The following is a 24,055-nucleotide window of genomic DNA, read 5'->3' as shown; positions in this document are numbered from 1 at the left end:
AGCGCTGTCAAACAGCTTGACCCATCCTGGCGTTCGGACCGGGCAGATTAATGCTCGTAATGCTCGGAGACCAGACGATCCAACAAGCGCACGCCGAATGCCGTTGCGCCTTTCGGGGTGACGCCGCCAGCCTTGGTGGCCCAGGCCATGCCGGCGATGTCCAGATGCGCCCAGGGCATTTTTGCCGATGATGTATCGACGAAACGTTGCAAGAATTGCGCGGCTGTCACCGCCCCCGCACCCCGCGAGCCGCTGATATTTTTCACATCGGCGATATCGCTATCGAGCAATTTGTCATAGGCCGGGCTGAGCGGCATGGGCCAAATTTCCTCGCCGGTTGCGGTGCCTGCGGCGACCAATTGTTCGGCCAGGTTTTCGTCATTGCAGAACAGGCCGGCATGCTCATGGCCGAGGGCGATGATGATGGCGCCGGTCAGGGTCGCGAGATCGATCATGAAGCGTGGGGCGAAGCGTTTTTGGGCGTAGGCCAGCACATCGGCGAGCACCAAGCGGCCTTCAGCATCGGTATTCAGCACTTCGATGGTTTTGCCGGAATAGGATTTGACCACATCGCCAGGGCGCTGGGCGGTGCCGGAGGGCATATTTTCGACCAACCCGATTAGCCCGACCGCATCGACGCGCGCCTTACGGCCGGCCAGGGCAGCCATCAGACCGACAACGGTGCCCGCGCCGGCCATGTCCCATTTCATGTCTTCCATGCCAGCGGCTGGCTTGATCGAAATACCGCCCGTATCAAAGGTGACGCCCTTGCCGATGAACACCAGCGGATCATGCGGCTTGGCTTTGCCAGTTTTTTTGCCAGATTTGGCGCTGGTTTCGGTGCGCGAAGCCCCGAGCCACTGCATGACCACCATGCGCGGTTCATTGGCGCTGCCTTGCGCGACGCCGAGCAGGGCGCCGAAGCCGAGTTTCTCCATATCATGACGATCAAATACCTCGACTTTGACACCGAGCGCTTCCAGCGTTTCGGCGCGGTCGGCGAACTCGGCGGGGGTCAGAATATTGGCCGGTTCGCTGACCAAGTCGCGCGTGCGCTCAACGCCGGCGGCGAGGGCTGCGAGCGGTGCGAAGGCCGAGCGTGCGCGGGCCAAATCAGGGGTCAGCAGCGTGACATGGCGGAGTTTAGCCTTCTGATCCGGTTTTTTTTGCGTGTGGTAATGATCGAACCGGTAGCTACGCAGCCGCGCGCCGAGGGCGGCATGGGCGAGCAGGGCGGGGCTGAGCGCTTCGGCGATGATGGTGCCGTGCGCGTCTTTATTCAAGGCGGCGGCGGCGGCGGCACCGGCTTGTTCTGCGCGATGCGGCGTTAATTCATCGCGCTCGCCCAAGCCGACGACCACGACCCGATCAAGCCCGGCACCCGGTGCCAGCAGCGTCGCGGTTTGTTCATGCTTGCCGGTGAACGAAGCGACGCTCAGGGCGCGGGTCAGTCCGCCATCCAGCGCCTGATCGAGAGCGGCCGCCAGACCATCAAGCTTGTCATGGGGTGCGAGCAGGAGGGCGACGGCGCCCGATTGCGGCAAAACGGGCTTGGCAAAGGTGATATCGATCATGACGCGGTTCCCCATAGCTGAATGGTTGTGACGATGTCTGTCATGCTTCTATCCGCGATTACGCGAAGCTGCAAAACAATGTCGCGCAGGGTGCAAGGGTTCGTGGCGCGTGACTTGGCGTTTCGCGGCCTAGCCTGTATCAGACCGCGATGCAGTCCTTACCTGATCGATCTATTGATTTGCCGTTTTTGCTGGAACAGGCGGTGCGCCTAGTTGGCGCGGCTTCTGCCGAGATTCTCGCGGTGCGCCGGGCTGGTTTTGCGGTGGATCATAAAGAGGATCAATCGCCGGTCACCATCGCCGATATGCGTGCGGAGCGGTTGATTGTGGCGGGGTTGCGCGATGCGACGCCCGATATCCCGGTGATTGCAGAGGAGGAGGTGGCGGCCGGACGGATGACAAAGCCGGGGCGTTGCTTCTGGCTGGTCGATCCGCTGGATGGCACGCGCGAATTTGCCGCCGGGCGCGATGAGTTTGTGGTGAATATCGGCTTGGTTATCGACGGTCGGGCGGTTTTGGGTGCGGTGGCCGCGCCCGCGCAAGGGATGATTTATGGCGGCATCGTGGGGCGTGGCGCCTTCTGTCAGCAGGATGATCGGCGCCAGGCCATTCACGTGCGCGCGGTGCCGACCGAGGGCATGACCGTGTTCGCTTCGCGCCATTATGCGGATGATCCGGCATTAGAATCTTGTTTGGCGCGTTATAAAGTTGCGCATTTGACCAATATCGGCTCCGCGCTAAAATTTTGTCGGATTGCGGAGGGGGTGGCGGATTTCTACCCGCGCTTGGGACGTACCATGGAATGGGACACGGCGGCCCCGCAGGCGCTGCTCGAAGCCGCTGGCGGGCGCGTTGTTGTCGCGGATGGTTCGCCCTTGACCTATGGCAAATCCGGGTTCGAAAATCCGCATTTTTTCTGTTACGGCGCAGCGTGATTGGCGGGCCGGATACCCGCCTAGGTTGTTTTTAACAATCTGTGTTTGTCGTCCGCTATCGGCTCTGGTCGATTCTCGTTTCGGCCAAAAGATCAAACGCGACTTTCAAATTGATGAATAATCCGACATAGTGCTAACGTCAGCGCCTCGCAAAGGGTGGACCCGGTTGTTATTGGGCACCTGAGCCGTGGGCGAAATGATATTTTACGACGGCAATAATTTTGAGGATTGCGGGAATGGACGGTCAGGCTAGGCATGACACGGGATGGCGCTCACGGCGGAAAACGCTCGCCTATGGCCTTGCTTGCGCGGCTGTTGGCGCGGCACTGACCGGCCAGGCTGCCGCGCAATCACCGTTGCAGTCGCCGGGTGCGGCGGTGCCGCAAGTTTCGCCGTTGGAGCATATTTTGCCGCCGTCCAAGCCGAAATTGGGCGCGGGCTTGCCGAGCTTCCAGCCGGTGGGACCGGCGGCGGCGATGCCCAACGAGACGGTATCGATTAACGCGGTGACCACCATCGGCGTTACCGCGTTTCCGGCGGCCAAATTGGCACCGATCACGGCGGGTTTGACTGGGCCGGCGGTGAGTTTAGCGCGCATCGATGCGGCGCGGCGCGGGTTGCTGAATTTATATCGCGATCATGGTTACGTGCTGACGGCAGTGTCAGCAGAAATCAACAAGGCTGGTGATTTGCGTTTCATTGTGACCGAAGGGCGGATCGTCTCGGTCAAGCTTTCGCGCAATATCGGCCCGGCGGGCGCTTTGATTCTGGGGTTTCTCGATCACCTGACCCATGAGCGGCCGGTGCGTGAAGCATCCCTCGAGCATTGGCTGTTGTTGGCCGAACAGACGCCGGGCGTTGATGTGCATGCGGTTTTGGAGCCTAACGCGGCGGCACCGGGGGCGCTGACATTGGTGGCGGAGGTCAGTCACAAAGTGGTTGGCGGGCTGCTGACTGTGGATAATCGCGCCTATCGCGATACCGGGCCGATTGAAGCGTTAGGGGTGTTTGATTTAAACAGCCTCACCCGCTTTGGCGATCAGACCCAATTATCATTGTTTCATACCTCGCATGGCACCGATAATTTCGGCCAATTCACTGAGAGCTTTTTTGTTGGCACGGATGGGGTGCGCGTTTCGATCTATGGCGGCACGGGCCGCGCGCAGCCGACAGGGCCGCTCGCGCTGATCGGCTATCACAGTTTTATCACGTTGTTTGGTGCCAGTGCATCATATCCGCTGCTGCTGCGCCGGGGTGAGGCGCTCACCGGGGTGGTTAAATTCGATGCCTCCAACAATGTTATCGACACCCAGGGCAGTTTGGCGAGTGATGATGCGGTGCGGGCGGTTCGCGCGGAGTTTGACTATGATATTTCTGACAATGCGCTGGCTAATCGATCAGCGTTGACCTCGATGCAGGTGACGTTTTCCAAGGGTCTGCCATTTTTGGGGGCATCGGCCAATCGGCGCTCAGCCCCGCCATCGGGGCGGTTGGGCGAGCGGATCGATTTCTGGAAAATTGATGCGTCATTGTCGCGCATGCAAACATTATTCTCGCCTTGGGCCGGCGCCAGCGTTGATCTTCGTGCTGCAGCCGGTGGGCAGTTCACGACCGACATATTGCCGACCTCCGAGGAATTTTATTTGGGCGGCAGCCAATTCACCCGTGGGTATTATTCTGGCCAGGTGACGGGCGATAAGGCGATTTATGCCACGGCGGAATTGGATTTGAACACTGGCCTCAATTTCCGCGTCTTTGGCCGGCGGGTTGAAACAGGGGCGCAATTCTATGGCTTTTATGATTACGGTGAAAACTTCCAAAATGATCAGATTGCAGGGCAAGTTTCCGCCAATCATCGCCTTGCCAGCTTCGGTGGTGGGGTGCGGTTGGGATTGACGCGCTATTTAGAGCTTGATGTCGAGGGTGTTCATCGGTTGGTGACGCAGCTTGTACCGGTCGGGGCGGGTCAGCCTTTGTCGGAAACGGCGATCTATTGGGCGGTAACGGCGCGTTATTGAATGTCTGCTCGGTGCGAGCAGCGTAAGGGGTGATGCAGATGGTTGAGCAAAACGCTTGGCGGCATGGTGAGATCGGCAGCAAGTGGCGGGTGCGGCGCGCCCATCGGCTGTTATTGGCCAGCACGGCTCTATCGGCGGCAATTTTGCTCTCGACTGCGGTGGGCCGTGCGCAAACACCACCGCTGCCGCCGGCGAATATGACGCCACAAGGTGGGCAAGTCGTTGGTGGATCAGCCACGATTGTGCAAGGAAACGCGAGCACCACGATCAATCAGGCGAGCGAGCGGACGGCGATTAATTGGCAGAGCTTCAATGTTGGCTCAAATGCGCAGGTCACGTTTAATCAGCCGAACGCGCAGGCCGTCGCGTTGAACCGGGTCATGGCGAATAATCCATCGGTGATTGCTGGGCATATCAACGCCAATGGCCAAATTGTGCTGATGAACCAGGCGGGTGTGGTTTTTGCCAAAGGCGCGCAAGTCAATGCCGAGGCGATTGTGGTCTCGACTGCTGGTATTTCGACCAAGAAATTCATGGCTGGTTCGACCGATTTCAACCAGGCCCCGCATCCAGGGGCCTCGATTGTCAATGACGGCACGATTACGGTGAAGCAGGCCGGGCTGGCTGCTCTGGTAGCGCCGCAAGTGATTAATCATGGGTTGATCACGGCGAAATTGGGGCATGTTATTCTCGCTGGCGCCGAGACATTCACCCTTGATTTATACGGCGATCATTTGATTTCGCTTGATGTTACCAAGGCTGTGACCAAAGTTGACCTCGGCGGTAAATCCGTCAATGCGCTTGTCACCAATGATGGCGTGGTGATTGCGGATGGTGGCACGATCCAAATTACGGCGGCGCAGGCGGATCAATTGGTGCAATCGGTGCTCAATGTTGGGGGGGTGTTGCGTGCCGATAGTGTGGGGCAGTCGAAAGGCAGTATCCTGATTCAGGGTGTTGGCGGTGACATTCAGATTGCGGGCAATGTCTTGGCGCGAGGCACCACCCCAGGTTCCTCCGGCGGGACGATCGGGATTGATGCGACCGGTGCTGTTAGTGTCAGCAGTGCGGCGCGGATTGATGCTTCAGGTGCCGCTGGGGGCGGGGTGGTGGCGCTTGGCACCAGCGTGCAGCGTGCGCAGCAAGGCCCGAGTGATAAGACGGCGCCGCGCGCTGCCTCGGTCAGTGTGGCGCAGGGAGCGGAGATTAGCGCCGATGCCACGCAATCGGGCAATGGTGGTCAGATTGTGCTGCTCTCGCATCATAAAACAACGCAAGCAGGGACTATTTCTGCGCAAGGGGCGGGGAGTGGATATGGCGGCACCGCCGAGATTTCCAGCGATGGGATTATTTTGCTCTCGGGCACTGAGAATGTTGGCGCTCCATCCGGCCATGCGGGATCGGTGCTGCTTGATCCGGCGACGTTGATTGTTGGAACGCTGAAGCGTGGATCGACATATACGACGATTAGCGGCACGACTAACGGAACGGTCGTTACGTATGGCAACAATTCTGCGTCGCCCACAGCTAGCTATGTTGACGCGTCGATCCTTAACGCTATCCCATCGGGGACGATTATTCTGCAAGCGGCCTCCTATATCGGGGTGAATCAGGCAATCCACTTAAACAGTAACGTTGCGGCAATGACCCTGTCGAGCGGCGGTTCGATTGACGTCAATCAAATTATTTCGCTCAACGGAAATCTGGAGATTAACGCCGGCGCTGGCATTTTGATCGACCACATCGGAGGGAATGGTGGCATCACGGCTAACAATTTATCGCTGGTCGATACGAGTTCAACTGACGGCATTACACTCGCCGCGCCAATATCAGTGGGAACTTTGTTCGCTGCGTCGGTCGTGGGTGGTGGATTAATCGAGCAGGTTGGTAGCCACGGTGGTTATTCGGGAACGCTCACCGCAGCGACTTTGACGTCCGATGGTGGAACGATTGATGGTGGCGTGACGCTTGGAAATACCGTGAACACGATCGGCACTTTGGGAGGGCTAACGATCAGCGGGGGAACTGGCAATATTGCGACAAGTGGATCATTGGTGCTTGCTGGAACGCTCGCGGATATCGGGCAGGCGATTACTCTGAATGGTAATCAAGGTATAACGGAGAACGCGGGCGGGGTCATTGACCTCGGTGCAAGCGGTTATCTTTCTATAATTAACCCCTCGTCGAAACATGGTATTGTCCTTGGCAATAGCTTGAACCAATTTGGTTCTATCTCAGGGATTAGTGTATCACGTGCCGATATTACTCTGGCCGATAAATCAACGCTTATCCTGAATAATTATCTATCGGCGAAAAATATTGCGTTGTATGGGAAAAGTGTTGCGATAAACTCCAGCCTTGATGCCGCGAACGCCCTAATTTTCGGCGGCAGCGGTTCATTCAACGAATTATCGGGTGCCTCGATTACAGCGGCGACGATTGAGTCCGGTTCTGGATTGCAGGGCACTGTCAATCTCACACAGGGATATAATTCCGTTGGTGCCGTCGGTGCTTTCAGTATTGCGAGTTCAACTGCAGGAGGTGGTTCATTTTCGTTGGTTGATCATGGATCACTGGCGATCAACGGGCCTGTCAACGCTGCTGGTAATGTAAGTTTCTATGCCGCAACGATAGGGGTATCAGGCACGCTCGACGCCGCTGGGATAAGCTTGACGAGTGCGGGGGCAAATGCCGGTGGCGTCTCGGCGCAAGCAGGTAGCACAATCAGCGCCTCGGGGACGATCTCGATCCGAAGCAGTGCAGGCGTCAGTCTTGCGGGTACGATTGATGCCGTCGATCTTTACGTGACTGATAGTAATAACAATGGGTATGGAGTAACCTTCTCTGGACCGATCCAGGTTGGATCATTGTTCTCGGCAACGATCACGTCGGGCGGCTTGGTTGACCAGAAGGGCGGAGTACAGAACCCGGCTTATTTGGGCGTTTTGACAATTGGCACATTGTCATCGGGTGGTGGGACGATTGGTGGCGGCGTTTTGTTGGGGAATGCGACTAATCAAATTGACACAATCGGCGCCCTGAGCGTTTCCAACGGTTCTGTGGTAATCGGTGACCGCTCGGCTTTGACGCTGAACGGGCTTGTCGGCGCGGGTGGTAATTCTGTTTATCTAATTGATTCTGCTGGGATAACCGAATCATCGACGGGTGGTATCGTTGCGAACAGCCTATCCTTGGCAAATGCCAGTGCAGCCATTGATTTGGCAAGTACGCTGAATGCGGTTGATAATTTCGCAGGTGTTTCACTGAGCAATGGCGAGTTTTCATTACTTGACTCTGGCACATTGGCCGTAACGGGGTCCGTCGAGGCGCCCTCGGTATTGCTAGGTGCAACGAGTTTGGATCTAGCGGCTTTGGTCAGCGTCGGAAATGAATTGACGCTCGCCAGTGTTGGCACGAATGGATCATATGTCTCGCAAAGTGGCACTGGATCGATCATTGCAACAACGCTGACCACCGGTACTGACTCGTTTATTGGCGCTGTGGATTTGTCTGCACCAGCGAATGCCATTAATACTCTGGCTGCGTTTTCGACGACCGGCGCATTGATACTTGATGAAGCCAGGTCGCTCACCATCGCTGGGTTGGTCAAGGCGAGTTCGATCAGCCTGGGCGCGCAAGGTGGTTTGAGTGAAAATGGGGGAACGATCAGCACGGGGCTATTTTCCGATACGGCACCGGGGACCGGGTTGACGTTGGGTCGTGCAAATACCATAGCAACACTGGCGGCGTTTAATGCCGGCACTAACGGGATTGATTTGAACGATCCGGGCGCGCGTTTGACCCTGTCCAGCGGGTCGTTTGATGCAAGCGAGATCACGCTTTCTGCTTATGGGCTAAATTTGGACGGTACGCTGAATGCGGGTGCTGGCACGGTGGCGCTGGGTAGCCGTTACGGCGTCACGCAAGGAACAGCGGGGGCAATTATAGCTTCGGTGTTGATGACTGACGGGACTTTGGCTGGCCCCGTCGCGTTGGGCGGCACCCATAATTCGATCAACACACTGGATGTGATGAGCCTGGGCACGTCGGGCAGCTTCGACTTGGCCGACTCTACAATGTTGACGATTGCTGGATCGCTGACCGCGACTGGCGTGACGCTCGGCAATCAGGGCGTCGATATCTTGGCACCGATTTCGGTGGGTACTGGCGTTGTGAGTTTCGCGGGCCAAGGCGTAATAACTGAGGGCACAAATGGCGCTGTAACAGCGGGTACGCTGGAAGGCACGGGCACGTTCGGTGCCGTCAATTTGGTTCCTTTTGGAACGGTCGTGAATTCAATTGGTTCTTTGGGTGGGATAACTGCGAGCGGCAATATTTCCCTCAGCACGTCTGGATCGCTGGTCATTATCGGTGGTGTCAGCGCCGCCTACACGCTTGCGCTTAGCGCAACAGGGTTGACCGAAACTTTGGGCGGCGCGATTGATGCGAACAGCTTAGTTGAGATATCCAGCTTTGCCAACGCGGTTGATTTGAGTGGTGCCAATAGCATCACCAATCTTGGCAGCTTTGATGTCTTGTCCGGCAATTTTATCCTGCACGACAATAATCCGCTCAGTTTGAGCAATTTGCTTTTAGCGCCGAATGTTAAGCTGATTGATCCGGCTGGATTGACGTTTGGTAGCACGATCTCAGTGAGCACGGGTGGCTCCATTGCCCTGATTAGTGATGCGCTGAGCGATCCTTCCGGGGTTTTTCTGGCGCCGAGCGGCACGATCGCGGTGGCGCCTTATAACAACACAGCTTTGTATTTAGGATCGCCCGGGAATTCCCCGCAAGCGCTAAACATTTCGAATTCCCTGGCAAATGCGTTGCTGGGTTCGGCGCAATTGGTTGTGTTGGGATCAGCGACGGCAAGTGGCACGTCATTCGCTGCATCGTCGATTATTGGCGCTGGGGTGATTGGTACGGTGACGAATACGCTCGATTTATTGAGCGATGGTGCGTTCACCAATCAGGGAATGCTCACGGGTGGTGCTAGTTCTTCGTTGCTGATCGATGTGGCGGGCAGCGTTGATAACGCCGGAACATTGCAGGCAGAAACGCTCAATGTCGTTTCCGGCGGCTCGTTTATCAGCGGCGGCCTCATTGATGCGGTCATGATGGCGGGTTCGGCGGGTGCGGGTATCAGCCTAAGTGATCGTCTGAATTCGATTGATAATATCGGCGGACTCACTGCGGGGACGACGGGTATTTTAATTGATGATAGCGCGGGTTTGACGCTTGATGGACCGATTGTGGCGGGCCCAGCGGCGCCGATATCATTTCTGGTCAACACAGTGCAGGCGACGATTGGTGCGTCGATTTCGGACACGGGCGGAACAGTGTCGTTCGCGCCGTTGGGCAGCACCTATGGCGTGGTGATTGGGACTGGTGCGAGCACGGGAACGTTGGGTCTAGGCATCAATCTTCTCGGCGCGATTAGTCCCCATGTGGCGGCTTTGGTGATTGGCGATCATTATGCTCCTATATTAGCGGTCAATCAGGGTGTGTCGCTTGGGATCAATAATGTCTCTTTCGTGGCTAAGACGATTGATATTGGCGGTAGTTTAGTCGTTCCAGGGACGCTTGATTTGCTGGCCGGCGCAGGGGGAATCAGCCAATCGGCAGCGTTGAATGTTGGCTATTTGATCGGCACCGCGTCGGGCGGCGTGGTGTTGAATGATCAGACGAACCAAATCGGTGCGCTTGGCAACTTCACCGCCACATCGCAATATTTTTCACTTTTAGATAATGAAAATCTAAAAATTGCGGGAGCGCTGTTGGCCAGTACAGCTTCGATCTCGGCGCCCTCGCTTGATTTGACCGGCTTCATCAATGTGCCGGGCACATTATCGCTATCGGGCACCCACGGCATTGACGAACCGGGATCGATTACGGGCGGGGTGCTGATTGGCGGCGGTTCCGGGGCGGTATTCCTGACGGGTAGCAACTCGATTACCGATTTGGCGAATTTTAGCGTTTCAGGGGTGGCTCCTTTCGATCTGAGTAACCGTTCATCTCTCCTGGTATCGGGTTCGGTCGCGGCGGGCGATGTGACTTTGAGCGCCGCCGGGATGAGCATTTCAGGCACAATCACGACGCCTGGTACGCTAGCACTCGGCGGCTCTGGCGCGATTACCGAGACGGGTTCGATCAACGCAACCTCAGTCAGTTCGTCGGGTGCTGTTAGCGGGAATGTTACGCTGTTGGGCACGAACAGTATTGATAATATTGGGTATCTGACGGTTTCTGGCGGCCTTACTTTGAATGATTTGAGTTCACTGACCGTGGCCGCACCCGTGTATGCTGCTGCCGCGACATTGACGGCGGCTGGTATTTCCATTCCGAGCTTGATATCGGTCACCGGCGTGTTGGCGCTCAATAGCGCTGGATTGATCAAAGAGACTGGCTCGATTGATGCGGGAAGTTTGATCAATAGCGCGCCGAATAGCAGCGCGGTCGAATTGTACGGGGCCAATAAGATTGCCTATCTGGGATCATTCTCGCAATCGAGTGCAGGCACATTGGTGTTGGATGATAACCAGAATTTGACGGTGAGTGGACCGGTTTCTGGCGGGGTGGTGTCGCTCAATGCCGGTCCAGGTGTGAGCATCATTGGCACAGTCACGGTGAGCACGCTGGCGCTGGGCGGTAGTCTGGTCACTGAGGCGTCGACCGGCTCGGTTGATACTAATCTGTTGCAATCGGTGAATTCGATTTCAGGCAATGTGTCACTGGTTGGGATAAATTCGATCGCGCAGATCGCTGACTTTTTCGATAATGGCGCATTGGTTGTGCATGATGGCGCTGATCTGTTGCTGGGCGGCACGGTATCAGCCTTGAACGCGGCTTTTGTGGTGCCCTCGCTCACGATTGGGGGGCTGCTCAGTGTCAATCAAGGTGGCACGATTGACAGCTCAGGTTTGGTGAGCGAGCCTGGCAGCCTGACGGTCGGGACCAGTTTGAACGGATCGATTGGCGGTGATTTATCACTGACGGGCACCAACAATATCGCTTCTATTGGCGCGCTGACCGATAATGCCACGATTTATTTGACAGACAGCGCGCCCTTAACGATTGCGGGCACTTTGGATGCGCAGTCGGCGTTCCTCACCGCGCCATCAATGGCGATTAATGGATTGGTCTCGGCGACATCGACATTGGCGCTGGCAGGCAGTTCGGGTGTGAGCGAAGCAGGCGCAATCGATGCCGGCTTGCTCACATGGTCAGGTGCCGCTGGGCAGAATGCGCTGCTGACGGGAACAAACACGATTGCCATCCTCAGCAATTTTGGGGCGCCTGGTGCTGGCACACTGGCGGTGCGGGATAATGGGCTGTTGATGGTTGATGGTTCGATCGATGGTGCGGTGGCGTCGTTGGTGGCCGGGACGCTTGATTTGGCGGGCGCGATATCGGTGGCGAATAGTCTGGCAATCGGCGCTTCGAATTCGGTGAGCGAAGGCGGGTCGGTGATTGCGCCGACGCTTGTTGGACTGGGTATGATTGGTGGCAATGTTTCGCTCATCGGCCAGAATCGGATCGGCGCGTTGGGAAGCTTTAGCCAGGCTCCGACCGCGACGCTTGATCTGATCGATGCAAGCGCCCTAACAATCAATGGCGCCGTGACCGGCGGCTCTGCGACCTTATCGGCCGCAGGGCTGAACTTTACGGGTGCGGTTTCGATGCCGGGTACCTTGGCGTTGGCAAGCTCGGGGGGCGTTGCGGAGGTCGGGTCAATCGCGGCGGGGGTTTTGACCAGTGCAGGCCCGATTATTGGCAATGCCATCCTGACGGGATCCAACTCCATTGCGGTGCTGGGAAACTTCAACGATCAAGGATTATTGGATCTTGCAGACAGTGCGGGCCTAACGGTTGCGGGGCCGGTTTTTGCACCAACAGCGACATTGACGGCTAACTCGCTCGCGATTGCGGGTCTGGTGTCGGTCAGCGGCGCATTGGCGCTGAGCAGTTCTTCTGCATCAGGCGGGATTAGCGAAACCGGAACCCCAACCGGAACCCCAACCGGAACCATCGATGCCAATAGCCTGGAAAGTGCCGGCGTGAGTGCAGGCAATGCGTCCCTGACCAACGCAAACCTGATCGGCACGCTTGGGGCGTGGAATAATTCTGGCAACTTCGCCTTGGTGGATGATCAAAGCTTGATCGTCGCTGGCCCGTTTGATGCTGTGTCGGCGCATTTGCAAGCACCATCGATTGATTTTGCCGGTCCAGTCACCGCCAACACTGTGCTTGCTGTGCAATCCACGGGATCGGTGGTGCAAACCGGAGGCACAATCGCCGTGCCGACCTTGGTATCCGACGGGGTCATTGGGGGTTCGGTTGATCTGGGTGCTGGCAATGCGATTTTGAACCTGGATAGCTTTGCGGTGCAAGGCAATTTGTTCTTGCATGATGCTTCGGTGCTGACGGCGGGGGACCCGGTGTCATCGGCGCAAGCGATCACGCTTGATGCATCAGGGATTAATCTGGTCGGCGATCTGCAGGCGGCAACAAAGCTACTGCTAGGCAGCTCTGGCCCCGTCACCGAGGTGGCGGGTGCGACGATTAGCACACCGTTATTGGAAAGCTATGGCACGCTGGATGGGGCTGTGCAGCTGGATAGCCAGGCCAATCAAATTGGCTCGATTGGCCAGTTCTTGCTCCTCAATCAGCCTTTCTCGCTGATCGACAATCAAGCGCTGACGGTGATTGGCCCGGTCGCGGCGAAAGCGGTCAGTCTTACCGTGCAGGGATTATTAACGCTGGATGGCGTGGCCGGTGGCGGGTTGTATATTTCTGGTGTTTATGAAACGCCCCCCGGTGCAACTGTTGCACCAATCCCCACCAGCATTGACACGGTATTGACGATCAATGGCCCCACGCCGCAATTGGTGCAGACCGGCATATTCACCATTGATGGTCCGCCGTTGGCAGGAACTGGTGTTTATCCGAATTCCGACAATACGGTGTTCGTGTTGTTTGACCCGGGCAAATCAAATTCGGGATCGAACGCGACGTTCCAGAATTTGCAGGCGAACACAACAGAGTTGATTTTAGAACTCAATAGCGGCACCGCGAGTGGGCAGCTCTTTCTCAATCGGCTTTTGGTGGTGGGCAATGCTGGCGGGCGGATCAATTTTATTGGCACGCTTGGCGGCGTGGCGGGCACAGGCGCTGCGCATAATGGCACTGTGTTTCCATTTCCGAGCAGTAATTATCAATTTAATGCGTGCCCGATTGGCTCGGTGGATTGTACCATTTTGCCCATCGAAACCGTGCCGGAAACCAGCCCGTTGCTTAATTTTGATCTAACGCCGCCGCGCCGCCGCAAGCTTGATCGAAATGTGCGGCTGCCAGGCATTGCGGCAAGGGATTACTAATGTTCAAATTTTCGCTTCTAGCGTTTGGGTTGGCTGCCATGTTGGTGAGCTGCACGGCGCCACCGCCGTCCGCTTATGTGAGCGGCGGCGGGACAAAAGTTTCGACAGCGCGGATTGCTCTCGGCGCCAACCAAGCCGGTGAGCAATGCGCAGCGACGCGTGATGCCCACGGGGCGCTGATTTATTGCGGAAATTGGTCGCAGCCCAGTGCAACGGTGGTCGATGGGCCATCAAGCAATCGAGCTGGAATTTTGACGCTGGCCACATCGAGCGATTGGCGGGCCGGCATTGAGCAGCAATATGCTTGCGCCGCACCAACCGCGACATCGATTTTGAACGGCGATCCGGCGGAACTGCTGACATGCACGCAGCGCCTCGGAGGCTGGCCGCATGTGGCGTTAGTGGCATTGGTGCGCGGGAGAGCCTTTTATGCCGATGGGGTGCAGCCTGCTTTCCCGGTGATGCAACGGGCAATTGGGATCGCGGCGGGGGTATTGCCGGCCCGGAAGGCGCGGGCGTTGCCGGTGACAACGTCGGATCGGCTATTGGCCAATCGGTTGGCGGCTGAAGCGTTTAGCTCGGGTGATATTGGCACCTATGACAAACTGATGCGCGTGGGCGCCGAGGCCAACCAGCAGGAAGATTTCCCGGCTGCGATCACGGCGTATCGCGCGGCGCTGGCCTTGCAGCAAAAAACCCTCGGCATCGACAACCCCAATACCGTGACCGCGCTAACCGATTTGGCGTTGAATTTATCTGATGCCCAGCGATATCATCAGGCGGCCTCCTTATTTGCAACCGCCGAAACCCTGGCACCCCAATCAGCGGACCCGACAGCGCTGCCCGCCCTTGAGCATGCGCGGGGGCTTGATGCGTTGAACCAACATCACCCGCACCGTGCTTTGACATTGCTGCGCCAAGCAGCGCTCGAATATGCGGGGACGTTGCCGCCCGACTTGCTGCATCCGCACGGTGACCAAGCCTCGCACGCTGGTTTGTTCGGCTTGGCGCAAGGTGCCAGCAGCACGGCGCAATTGCTTACGTCGCAATCGATCGTGCTGGACCCGGTGACCCAGCTGCGCTTGCTCGGATTGATCGAATCACTGCGTTATCAAGCGATTGCTGCTTTAGAATTGCATCAAGCGAGCCGCGCTGCTGCGTTGATTCGGCGCGCCAATCAAATTGCCATCGGCAACGGGATTGCTCCGGTGGTGCTGAATGCCCGACTTGATCGGACTGAGGCCGCGATTGATGTCGCGAACGGGCAAGATGCCAATGCGGATGCGAAATTAAGCGAGGCGGGCGCCGGGTTTGCCAGGGCCTTGCCGGGGTCAAGGCCGGTTGCGGATACTGGATTGTTGCGCGCTGACGTGCTGGTGCGCCAGCACCACGAATCCGAGGCGGTGCCGATTTGTCGAAAATCGGTCGCGTTATTGACCGGGCTGCGGCTAGGCACCTCCGCGCAGCTCATTTCGCCTTGTTTAAGGGCGCTGGACCAACGAGCGAAACAAAACCAAGCCAAGGCGGAGGCGATCCATGCCGAGATGTTCGCCATGGCCGAGCTTGCGCAAGGCACCACAACCAGTGCTGAAATTGCCGAGGCGGCGGCGCGGCTCGCGGCAGGTGCTAAGAACCCGAAAGTTGCTGCCGCCATAAGGGCGCATCAGGACGCGGTCACGCGGTTGAACCGGCTCTATCGCCAGCGCGACCAACTGGCGCGGGCGCAAAAATCCGGCAAGCAAGTAACGCCCGAAGCCATCAAGGCGATTGATGGTCAAATTCGGGAAGCGACCGATGGGCTGAATGCCGCCGATCTTGCAGTGCAGGCAGCGGCGCCCAATTTCGGCCAATTGGTGCAGGCGGTGGTACCCGCGAGCGCCGTGCTCAAGCGGTTGCGCCCGCAGGAAGCGTTCTTGGATATCATGGTATCGCGGAACCATGCTTGGCTGTTTTATTTGAGCGACGACCAAGTGCGCGTGGCGCGCACCGGCACGGGCGATGCGACAATGACTAAGCTGGTGCAAACCGTGCGGAGATCGGTCGAGCCGACCCAAGCCGGTTTACCGCCCTTTGCCATGCACGCCGCCTATCAGATTTATCAGGCGACGCTTGCACCTTTTGCCGCGCCGCTCAAACACACCGATGCTCTGGTGATCGCGCCGTCCGGCTCGTTGCTCTCGCTGCCATTCGCACTCCTGCCAACCCGCGACGTTGCCCCCGACGCCTTGGCAACGGCCCCTTGGCTGGTGCGTGACGCGACACTCGATTACGTGCCAGCCGCCGCCAATTTCGTCAGCCTTCGCAAGATCGCCGGCACATCGACGGCGACGCAGCCTTGGTTTGGCTTTGGCGATTTCCATCAAGTGACCGACGCCCAAGCCGCAGCGAGTTTCCCGCCAGCCACGTGCGGAGACAGCGCGCGGCTATTTGCGGGTTTGCCGAACTTACCATCGGCCAAACTTGAGCTGGCAGCGGCCAGCGCCCTGTTCAAGGCATCGCCGCAGGATGAGCTGCTGGGGGCGCATTTCACCGTTCCTGCGGTTGAGCATGAGGATCTGGCACCGTTTCGTATTTTGCATTTTGCCACGCATGCAATTTTGCCGTCAGAATTGCCCTGCACCACGGAGCCCGCGATTATCACCTCAGCACCGCCCGGTGCGCCCTCAGCCGCCCAGGCGATGCTCACCAGCGCGGACGTGGCCAATCTTCATCTGAACGCTAATTTGGTCATTCTCTCCGCCTGTAATACCGGCGGCGGCAATGGGCGGTCAGGCGGTGAAGCGCTCTCGGGTCTTGCCCGCAGCTTTTTCTTCGCCGGCGCGCGCGCTTTGATGGTGACCCAGTGGTCGGTGAGCGATCAAGTGTCTGCCTATTTGGTCGCGACTGACTTGGCCCATGTGCAGCAAGGGCAGGGGGCGTCCGCCAGCTTACGCGAGGTGCAGCTCGCCTTGATTAATGGGGCAGGGCATGGCTTGCCCGCCGGGATTGCCGATCCGTTCTACTGGGCGCCCTTTGTGGTGATCGGCGATGGCGGGAAGGCGGATCGAACGGCAGCGTCATCACCCCCGGTTGGCAGCTTCAGCGGCAAGTCGTAACCTGTGGCGATGGATTTGGAACGGCTAGGCAAATACGAGATCAAGCGCACGCTCGGACGCGGGGCCATGGGCGTTGTCTATGAGGGGTATGACCCGATCATTGCCCGCCGCGTCGCGATCAAGACGGTGCGCGTTCCCGATCCAGACGATGTTGAGGCCCATGAGGATCTTGCGCGGTTTCAGCGCGAAGCGCAGGCGGCGGGACGGCTGAGCCACCCAAACATCGTGGGGGTTTTCGATACTGGCGAGGCTGATGGCGTCGCTTACATCGTGATGGAATTTGTCTCCGGCGCGACGCTGAAATCGTTTCTGGATCGCGGTGATCGCTTCACCGTGCCTGATGTCGCGCGGATCATGACCGAACTGCTCAACGGTCTCGCATACAGCCATGCGAACGGCGTGATTCATCGCGATATCAAGCCCGCCAATGTGATGATGACCGATAATGGTCAGATCAAACTTGCCGATTTCGGGGTTGCTCGTATCGAGAGCTCGAGCATGACCCAGGCTGGCACCATGATCGGCACCCCGTCCTACATGTCGCCCGAGCAATTTATGGGGCAAACGGTCGATGCGCGCACCGATTTATATTCGTGCGGCGTGTTAATGTACCAATTATTGACCGGGGAAAAACCATTCGAAGGCAGCGTGACCTCGGTGATGCATAAGGTGCTCAACACTGAGCCGCCAGCTCCATCGGCCTTGTCCATTGCGGTGCCGGCGGCGCTGGATGCGGTTGTTGCGAAAGCCATGGCGAAACGGCCTGAAGATCGATTTGATTCTGCTAGCGCGTTCAGTGACGCGATCAAGCAGGCGATGGAACCGGTTGCCGCACGACCCCAAGTGCCGCTTGCACCGGTTGGTGGGTTTGAGGACTATTCTGACGCGACGATGATCGCCAGTAATCTGACGCGCCCGGCATCGGCGGCCACCACCTCCTCCGCCAGCGCGGTGCGCCCGCCAGACCCGCCAGCTTCCTCGGCGCCAAGCCCCTCCAGTAAGCGGATGGTCTTGATCGGCGGCGGTGCTGCTGCTGTGCTGGCGCTCGGCGTCGTGGCTTTCTTCTTGCTCCAACCACCGCCCCCGCCCGTGCCCGCGCCCGCGCATCCACAGGCGCCGCCGCCCGTTTCTCAAGCGTCTTCCCCTACTCAGGCTCCTGCAATCTCGTCCGCCGGTAAGGCGATGATGTTAAAAACGATGACCAAGGCGAAGATCGAGGAATTAGTGGCGCCAGCCACGTGCTCGGTGGTTCATGCCACCATTGCCGATGATCGAGTGACACTGAACGGCATCGCCTCGACCCGGCAAGCCGCCGCGATTTATGCGGGGCTTCCTACAATCCCGATGCCCGCGCAGGACAATGTCGCACGCTTCGATGGACCTTACTGCGCGTTATTGACCACTGTGAATTTATACAAAGCCACGATCTTGCCGCCGTCTGAGCAAGCCCATGTCGCGCTGGCGAGCGGTGCCGCTCTGCTCACCAAGGGGCAGGCGATCACGCTCCGCCTGTCATTGCCTGCGTACACCAAATTTCTGGAAATTGATTACGTCTCGAGTAATGGCACTGTCTATCATCTGCCGCCACCAAAGACGCTCGCGCCGTTCATAGCGCCCAACACCAGCACGCTACCCCTCGGCCATGTCGGCCCCCCCTATGGCACCGATATGGTGCTGGTGATCGCCAGCGCGCAGCAGATTTTTCCCTTCGCCCGGCCCGCCGAGGAGCCGGTGCACCATTTCGCCACCGCCCTGAATTCGGCCCTCGATCAAATGCTCGATGACCACGGCATCACGGTTGGCGCAACCTTGGTCAATACGGCGGCGAAAAATGCGACTGGCAACAATCCGTAATGTGGTTGAGTTGATCGCGCCCACGCATATCGCTTCCCCACGTTAAATTCTTAGCTCGTGGCTTGATTGGCATCGAGCATCCGGCTGATCAGCCACTCGCCGTCGATTTTTTGCTCGGTCAGCGCCATGGCCAGGAATTCGCTGCCAAACACAGGTGCCGCAAAGATCATGTCCGGATGCACCCGGCGCACGCGGTCGATATTTTTGCGCGAGCTGACGGCGGCCACCAGCTTCGCCTCGGTGCCAAGCTCGCGCGCAGCGAGAATGACAAACGCGTTTTCCGAATCATCATCGGACAAAGCCAGGATTGCCTTCGCGACCGTTGCCCCTGCGGCGCGCAACGTCTCAAGATCAGTGGCGTCGCCGAGAATAATCTCGGCATCGCCATAGAGGCTGCTCTCAACCTCAATAATCGCGACCACCGGCTCACCGCGATTGCGCAGTTCGCGCGCGGTATTGCGCGCGAGCACGCCATCGCCCGCGATGATGAAATGATTGACATGGGGCATTTTTCGTTTCCGTTCACCAAGAGTGCGGGTAATCTGATTTTGCAGCACCGGCCCGAGCACCGCCGTTAACGCCGTTGCGAAAACGGTCAGACCCAGGACGATCAGCGAAATCACAAAAAATCGTGCATCCAAGCTATGCGGCACGATATCGCCGTATCCCACCGTCGACATCGTTTCTATTTCAAAATAAAGTGCTTCGGGCAAGGTCGTGATCGGCGGTGAAAACCCAGCGCCCAGCAAGAATGCGCCCAGCACCCCATAAATCAGCAGCACAATAACCGAGGCAAGAGCGAATAAGGTGCTGGCAGCCAGCGATGATCGCTGAAAGCTGCGGCGAAACACCACCAAAAAACACAGCAACACAATCACATAGAGCGATTGGTTGGTGATGATCGCGCCACCATTATGCACGGCCAGCACCAACTGCGACAGGGTCATGCCGATCGCCGAGAGCCAGGCAATGCGCGAGCGGCCCAGCAATCCGAGCGCGATCAACACCTGCAGAAGCCCAACAACCGCACTCGGGACGCCGGACAGGATCAGTGCGGGGATGGCCCCAGAAATAGGGTGTAGCGCGTCAAATAATTTTGCCAGATGCAGATGCAGATACTGGGCCGCAAAATGCCGGATCGTCGGCAGCAGGGCGAACGCCCCGGCGCCACCCACGGCCAGCGCGAGCGGCACCTGCGGAAACCAAATATCCATCCGCACTTGTCGGTACAACCGATTGCGCAGACGTATGACGCGCATGCGCCCATCACGCACATTGGCTGACAGACGCGTGATCACCAAACGATACCGACGAACATGTCCTGGCTCATGTCAGAAAACATGGGCAATGGGGCCCGCGGCTGCAACCGCTATCGATCGCTCGCGCGTGATTGCTGGTCACCGATCACGCTCCAGCCTTTGTTTGTCGATCAATTTCAGAGGTTCAGCGCGAATCTATCGATCCGACCGAAATCGATATTGATCTAGCCAAGCGCGATTTCAAACCGTTCGATCACGGTGTTGGCCAGGAGTTTGCGCGCCATCGCCTCGCCTTGCGCACGGGCGCGCTCAGGGTCGGTCTCGGCGATATCGAGCGTAATCACCTTGCCGACCCGCACCTCGCCAAGACCGGCAAATCCAAGTCCTTCAAGCGCATGCCCAATCGCTTTGCCCTGCGGGTCCAGCACGCCGTCTTTGAGCATCACCGTGACAATCAGCTTCATCGCGCCTTCCTCACTGCATCATCTCCGGCCCCTTCAAGTCGCGCACGCCGGCCTCGGGCAGAATTCCCAGCCGCTTGGCGACTTCCTGATAGGCCTCTTCAACCTTACCCAAATCACGCCGGAACCGATCCTTATCCATTTTTTCGTTGGTTTTCGTGTCCCATAACCGGCAATTATCGGGGCTAATCTCGTCCGCGAGGACAATCCGCATTTCCTCGCCTTCCCAAAGCCGACCAAACTCGACTTTGAAATCAACCAGGCTGATACCCACACCCAGAAATAATCCTGTCAGAAAATCATTAATCCGCAGCGTCATATGGACGATATCATCCATGTCTTGCGCGCTGGCCCAGCCAAAGGCGCTGATATGCTCTTCTGAGACTATCGGATCATTCAGCGCGTCATTCTTGTAGTAATATTCAACGATGCTGCGCGGTAATCGGGTGCCCTCGGCAATGCCAAGCCGGGTTGCGAGGCTACCCGCCGCGATATTGCGCACCACCACCTCAATGGGAATGATTTCCACTTCGCGGATCAGTTGCTCGCGCATATTCAGCCGGCGCACGAAATGGGTCGGCACCCCGATTTCGGCGATGCGTTGCATCAAAAACTCGCTAATCCGGTTATTGAGCACCCCCTTGCCGGTGATGGTCCCCTTCTTTTGCGCATTAAATGCGGTCGCGTCATCTTTGAAATACTGCACAAGTGTGCCCGGCTCCGGACCCTCGAACAGAATTTTCGCTTTACCTTCATAGAGTTGACGGCGCCGTGCCATGGTGACCTCGTGGATTAATGAAAGCGGGGCAGGGGTGCCGCGCTTATTCATAGTTCGGCTATACCGGTTTGGTGCGGGATGCGCCATGCCATCCGCGCATCGGCGCTGCTCGCCCGCGCCTCAGGCGCTGCGGCGAAACGCGGTGGGCAGGCCCGAAATTGCTTGATCAATCATGGCGCGATCATGCTCCGCATCGACCGTTTCGCGGAGCGAGATCTCGGTGGCCCGCACCGCCAAATCGGTCGCCCGCGCCCGCAATTCAGCCACCGCCGAGGCTTCCGCCGCCGCAATCCGATCAAGCGCCATGCGTTCGCGCCGTTTGGCTTGCAATTCAGCGTCTTTCATAAATTCGGCGGCCATATGTTCGGCCTCATGCGCAGCGGCAGCTATCATGGCCTGCGCACGAGCCTCGGCCTCGGCGCGGCGGCGCTCTGCGTCCTTCAGCATCGCCTCCGCCTCGGTGCGCAAATTGGCCGCCTCCTGCAACGCAGCCGCGATCGCAGCGCTACGTTGATCGAGCATGCTGACAATGGCACCGATAATTTTGCGCCCGAAAACGACCGCGAAAATGACCACCGCGACGGTGACCCAGAACGCGCCCTTTTCCCAAAAAACGCCGTGAAAATCAGCATATTCCATTGCGCCGTCCCTTTATCCCTGCGCCTGCGCGAGTGCGCGACCCAGCAATGCGCGATCCGCAGGCGCACCGGTCAGCCGTTGCACCAGCGCGTTGGCAACATCCTCGGCAACAGAGGGTAAGCTTGCCATCGCTGCCGCCCGCGATTGCTCGATGGCGGCTTCCGATTGCGCGATTTGAGCCATTAATCGTGCATTCTGCGCGTCGGCATGCGCCCGCGCCTCGGCTTTCGCCTTGGCGACGGCCTCGGCAATTGTTGCTTGGCTCGCATCGCGCGCGGCCTTGATCGCCCGGTTCAACGCTTCCACGGCTTGTTCAGCAGCGTCACGCGCTTGCTTCGCCACCGCCAAATCCGTCTCGATTCGCTTGGCCCGATCTTCCAGAACTTGACCAACGCGCGGCAACGCCCAGCGTGACAAGGCCAAATAGAGGATGACCAAAATCACCGCCATCCACACCAACTGCGAGGTGGTGAGTGGATTGGCGAAATCGAGCTGCGGCATTTTATTGGCCGCGTAGCCGCGCACCGGCAAAGTCAGGAGCAAAAGCCCCAGCGTTGTCGGGCTGGAAAGGAGGCGCACTTTCATCCGCAACGACTTAGGCGAACAAGATCAAGAACGCGATGATCAGTGCGAACAACGCAATCGCCTCGGTCAAGGCAAAGCCCAGCAACACATCGCGGAACAGCCGATCACGCGCCGCCGGGTTGCGGCCCGAGGCCGAGACGAAGGCACCAAACAAATTGCCAATACCCACGCCCGAACCAGCAACGCCAATGGTCGCAAGGCCAGCACCAATGTCACGCGCAAGCAGGGCAGTATCGATAACCATGGAGAGTTCCTTTCAAGAGAAAACAGAGCAAGATAACGAAAAAACGCGCCAAAACCTCAGTGCAAGTAAATCGCGTCGTGGAGATACAAGCATGTCAGGATCGCAAACACATAGGCCTGCAAGGCTGCCACCAATAATTCCAACCCGGTGATGGCAATATTGAACCCAAGCGGCACAATCGCGGCAACAATCCCGGCCGCGCCGAAGCTGCCGGCCAGCATCAGCATGAACCCGGCAAAAACCTCCCAAATCACATGGCCTGCCGTAATGTTGGCGAATAGTCGGACCGAATGTGAAATCGGGCGAGACAAATACGAGATCACCTCAATCGGGATCAGCAGCGGCAGCAGCCAAACCGGCATGCCAGGCGGCGCGAAAAGTTTGAAAAACTTCAAACCATGATACCAAAAACCGACCGCCGTGGTGAGCACGAACACGAACAGCGCGAGCGAGGCGGTGACCGCAATTTGGCTGGTAAACGCATAGAAATAGGGAAACAACCCCAGCAAATTACCAACCAAAATAAAGGAAAACAGGGTGAACACGAAGGGGAAGAATTTCTTGCCTTCCGGACCTGCCGTGTCGATCACCATGTGATGAACAAATTCATAGGTCATTTCAGCGATGTTCTGCATCCGGCCCGGCACTACCGCCGCTTGCCGCAAAGCCATCGCGAAGGTGAACAGAATCAACAGGACCGCAACCACCATCATTTGGTTCGAATTGGCAAAGCCGGTCATATGTCCCATCGCGCCCATACCCGGCATCAAATGAAACTGCCCTAGCGCGTCAATTTTAGCCAATCCCGCCACCTGCAATCCTTCCCTTTACTCTTTTCCAGACTGATCTTGACGCGACGTTCCCGCCGATCTGATCACATTCACGATCCCTGCCGCCGCGCCAATCGGCACGAAAATAATCATCAGTAACGGCTTGGTTCCGAATAACCGGTCCAGCCCGTAGCCAATTGCCACCGCAATCGCCATAGCCGCAACCATCTCAGACCCCATCCGCATCGCCAAGCTGAACGGATTAGGCCCAGAACTCTGGCCAGACCCTTGATGCCCTTGCGGATCATCATCCTGCTTAACGCCGGCACGAAGCCGCGCAGCCTCTAGTCGCTGGTCAAAGGAATCACCCGCGCGATCATCACGCTTCCGATGGTCCTGATCCATGCGCCCTCAATTGCTGCACAACCGCCGCGGCCGTTTGCTACCGAGCGCTGCGTGCGAA

At 57.9% G+C, this 24,055-nt stretch carries 14 protein-coding genes; 5 read left to right on the top strand and 9 right to left on the bottom strand.

The genetic code is table 11. The annotated features are described in order from the left end of the window. Window positions 1-47 precede the first annotated feature (47 nt). Complete coding sequence (locus ACYUCQ_RS07610) at window positions 48-1,574, bottom strand: leucyl aminopeptidase (RefSeq protein ID WP_460253916.1); 1,527 nt, start codon at window positions 1,572-1,574, stop codon at window positions 48-50. Window positions 1,575-1,723: 149 nt separating this feature from the next. Here ACYUCQ_RS07610 and cysQ point away from each other — a divergent pair, with 149 nt between their 5' ends. The 5 genes from cysQ to ACYUCQ_RS07585 all read left to right on the top strand — a co-directional run bounded on the left by cysQ (window position 1,724) and on the right by ACYUCQ_RS07585 (window position 18,856). Then, the gene (gene cysQ, locus ACYUCQ_RS07605; RefSeq protein WP_460253915.1) at window positions 1,724-2,509 is read left to right on the top strand and encodes a 3'(2'),5'-bisphosphate nucleotidase CysQ; all 786 of its coding nucleotides are present in this window, start codon (window positions 1,724-1,726) and stop codon (window positions 2,507-2,509) included. A gap of 236 nt (window positions 2,510-2,745) precedes the next feature. Beyond that, complete coding sequence (locus ACYUCQ_RS07600) at window positions 2,746-4,527, top strand: ShlB/FhaC/HecB family hemolysin secretion/activation protein (protein WP_460253914.1); 1,782 nt, start codon at window positions 2,746-2,748, stop codon at window positions 4,525-4,527. A gap of 38 nt (window positions 4,528-4,565) precedes the next feature. After that, complete coding sequence (locus ACYUCQ_RS07595; protein WP_460253913.1) at window positions 4,566-13,907, top strand: beta strand repeat-containing protein; 9,342 nt, start codon at window positions 4,566-4,568, stop codon at window positions 13,905-13,907. Next, complete coding sequence (locus tag ACYUCQ_RS07590) at window positions 13,907-17,002, top strand: CHAT domain-containing protein (protein WP_460253912.1); 3,096 nt, start codon at window positions 13,907-13,909, stop codon at window positions 17,000-17,002. The genes ACYUCQ_RS07595 and ACYUCQ_RS07590 overlap by 1 nt, the downstream gene beginning before the upstream one ends. Window positions 17,003-17,011: 9 nt before the next feature. Further along, complete coding sequence (locus tag ACYUCQ_RS07585) at window positions 17,012-18,856, top strand: protein kinase domain-containing protein (RefSeq protein WP_460253911.1); 1,845 nt, start codon at window positions 17,012-17,014, stop codon at window positions 18,854-18,856. 50 nt (window positions 18,857-18,906) lie between these two features. Here ACYUCQ_RS07585 and kch read toward each other — a convergent pair whose 3' ends face one another. The 8 genes from kch to ACYUCQ_RS07545 all read right to left on the bottom strand — a co-directional run bounded on the left by kch (window position 18,907) and on the right by ACYUCQ_RS07545 (window position 23,997). Then, window positions 18,907-20,115, bottom strand: coding sequence for a voltage-gated potassium channel protein (kch, locus tag ACYUCQ_RS07580; protein WP_460253910.1), 1,209 nt, complete (start codon window positions 20,113-20,115; stop codon window positions 18,907-18,909). A 224-nt stretch (window positions 20,116-20,339) separates the two neighbouring features. Beyond that, window positions 20,340-20,579: a phosphoribosylformylglycinamidine synthase subunit PurS gene (gene purS, locus ACYUCQ_RS07575; protein ID WP_460253909.1), complete on the bottom strand. Its 240-nt coding sequence runs from the start codon at window positions 20,577-20,579 to the stop codon at window positions 20,340-20,342. Between the two features lie 10 nt (window positions 20,580-20,589). Continuing rightward, on the bottom strand, window positions 20,590-21,354 hold the full coding sequence (gene purC, locus ACYUCQ_RS07570; protein ID WP_460253960.1) for a phosphoribosylaminoimidazolesuccinocarboxamide synthase: 765 nt from the start codon (window positions 21,352-21,354) through the stop codon (window positions 20,590-20,592). A 120-nt stretch (window positions 21,355-21,474) separates the two neighbouring features. After that, complete coding sequence (locus ACYUCQ_RS07565; protein ID WP_460253908.1) at window positions 21,475-21,993, bottom strand: F0F1 ATP synthase subunit B family protein; 519 nt, start codon at window positions 21,991-21,993, stop codon at window positions 21,475-21,477. Between the two features lie 12 nt (window positions 21,994-22,005). Beyond that, a complete protein-coding gene (locus ACYUCQ_RS07560; RefSeq protein ID WP_460253907.1) occupies window positions 22,006-22,578 on the bottom strand; it encodes a F0F1 ATP synthase subunit B family protein in 573 nt (190 codons plus the stop codon). Between the two features lie 10 nt (window positions 22,579-22,588). Beyond that, window positions 22,589-22,816 (bottom strand): ATP synthase subunit C family protein, encoded by a 228-nt coding sequence (locus ACYUCQ_RS07555; RefSeq protein WP_460253959.1) that lies wholly within the window; start codon window positions 22,814-22,816, stop codon window positions 22,589-22,591. Between the two features lie 62 nt (window positions 22,817-22,878). Continuing rightward, window positions 22,879-23,634: a F0F1 ATP synthase subunit A gene (locus ACYUCQ_RS07550; protein WP_460253906.1), complete on the bottom strand. Its 756-nt coding sequence runs from the start codon at window positions 23,632-23,634 to the stop codon at window positions 22,879-22,881. Between the two features lie 15 nt (window positions 23,635-23,649). Beyond that, window positions 23,650-23,997 carry an AtpZ/AtpI family protein gene (locus ACYUCQ_RS07545; RefSeq protein WP_460253905.1) on the bottom strand — a complete coding sequence of 116 codons (348 nt, stop codon included), beginning with the start codon at window positions 23,995-23,997 and terminating at the stop codon, window positions 23,650-23,652. Window positions 23,998-24,055 lie beyond the last annotated feature (58 nt).

This window comes from Acidiphilium sp. MT5 (assembly GCF_054767495.1).
The sequence above is the reverse complement of the archived record's forward strand: the minus strand, read 5'-3'. Positions and strand labels throughout refer to the sequence as shown.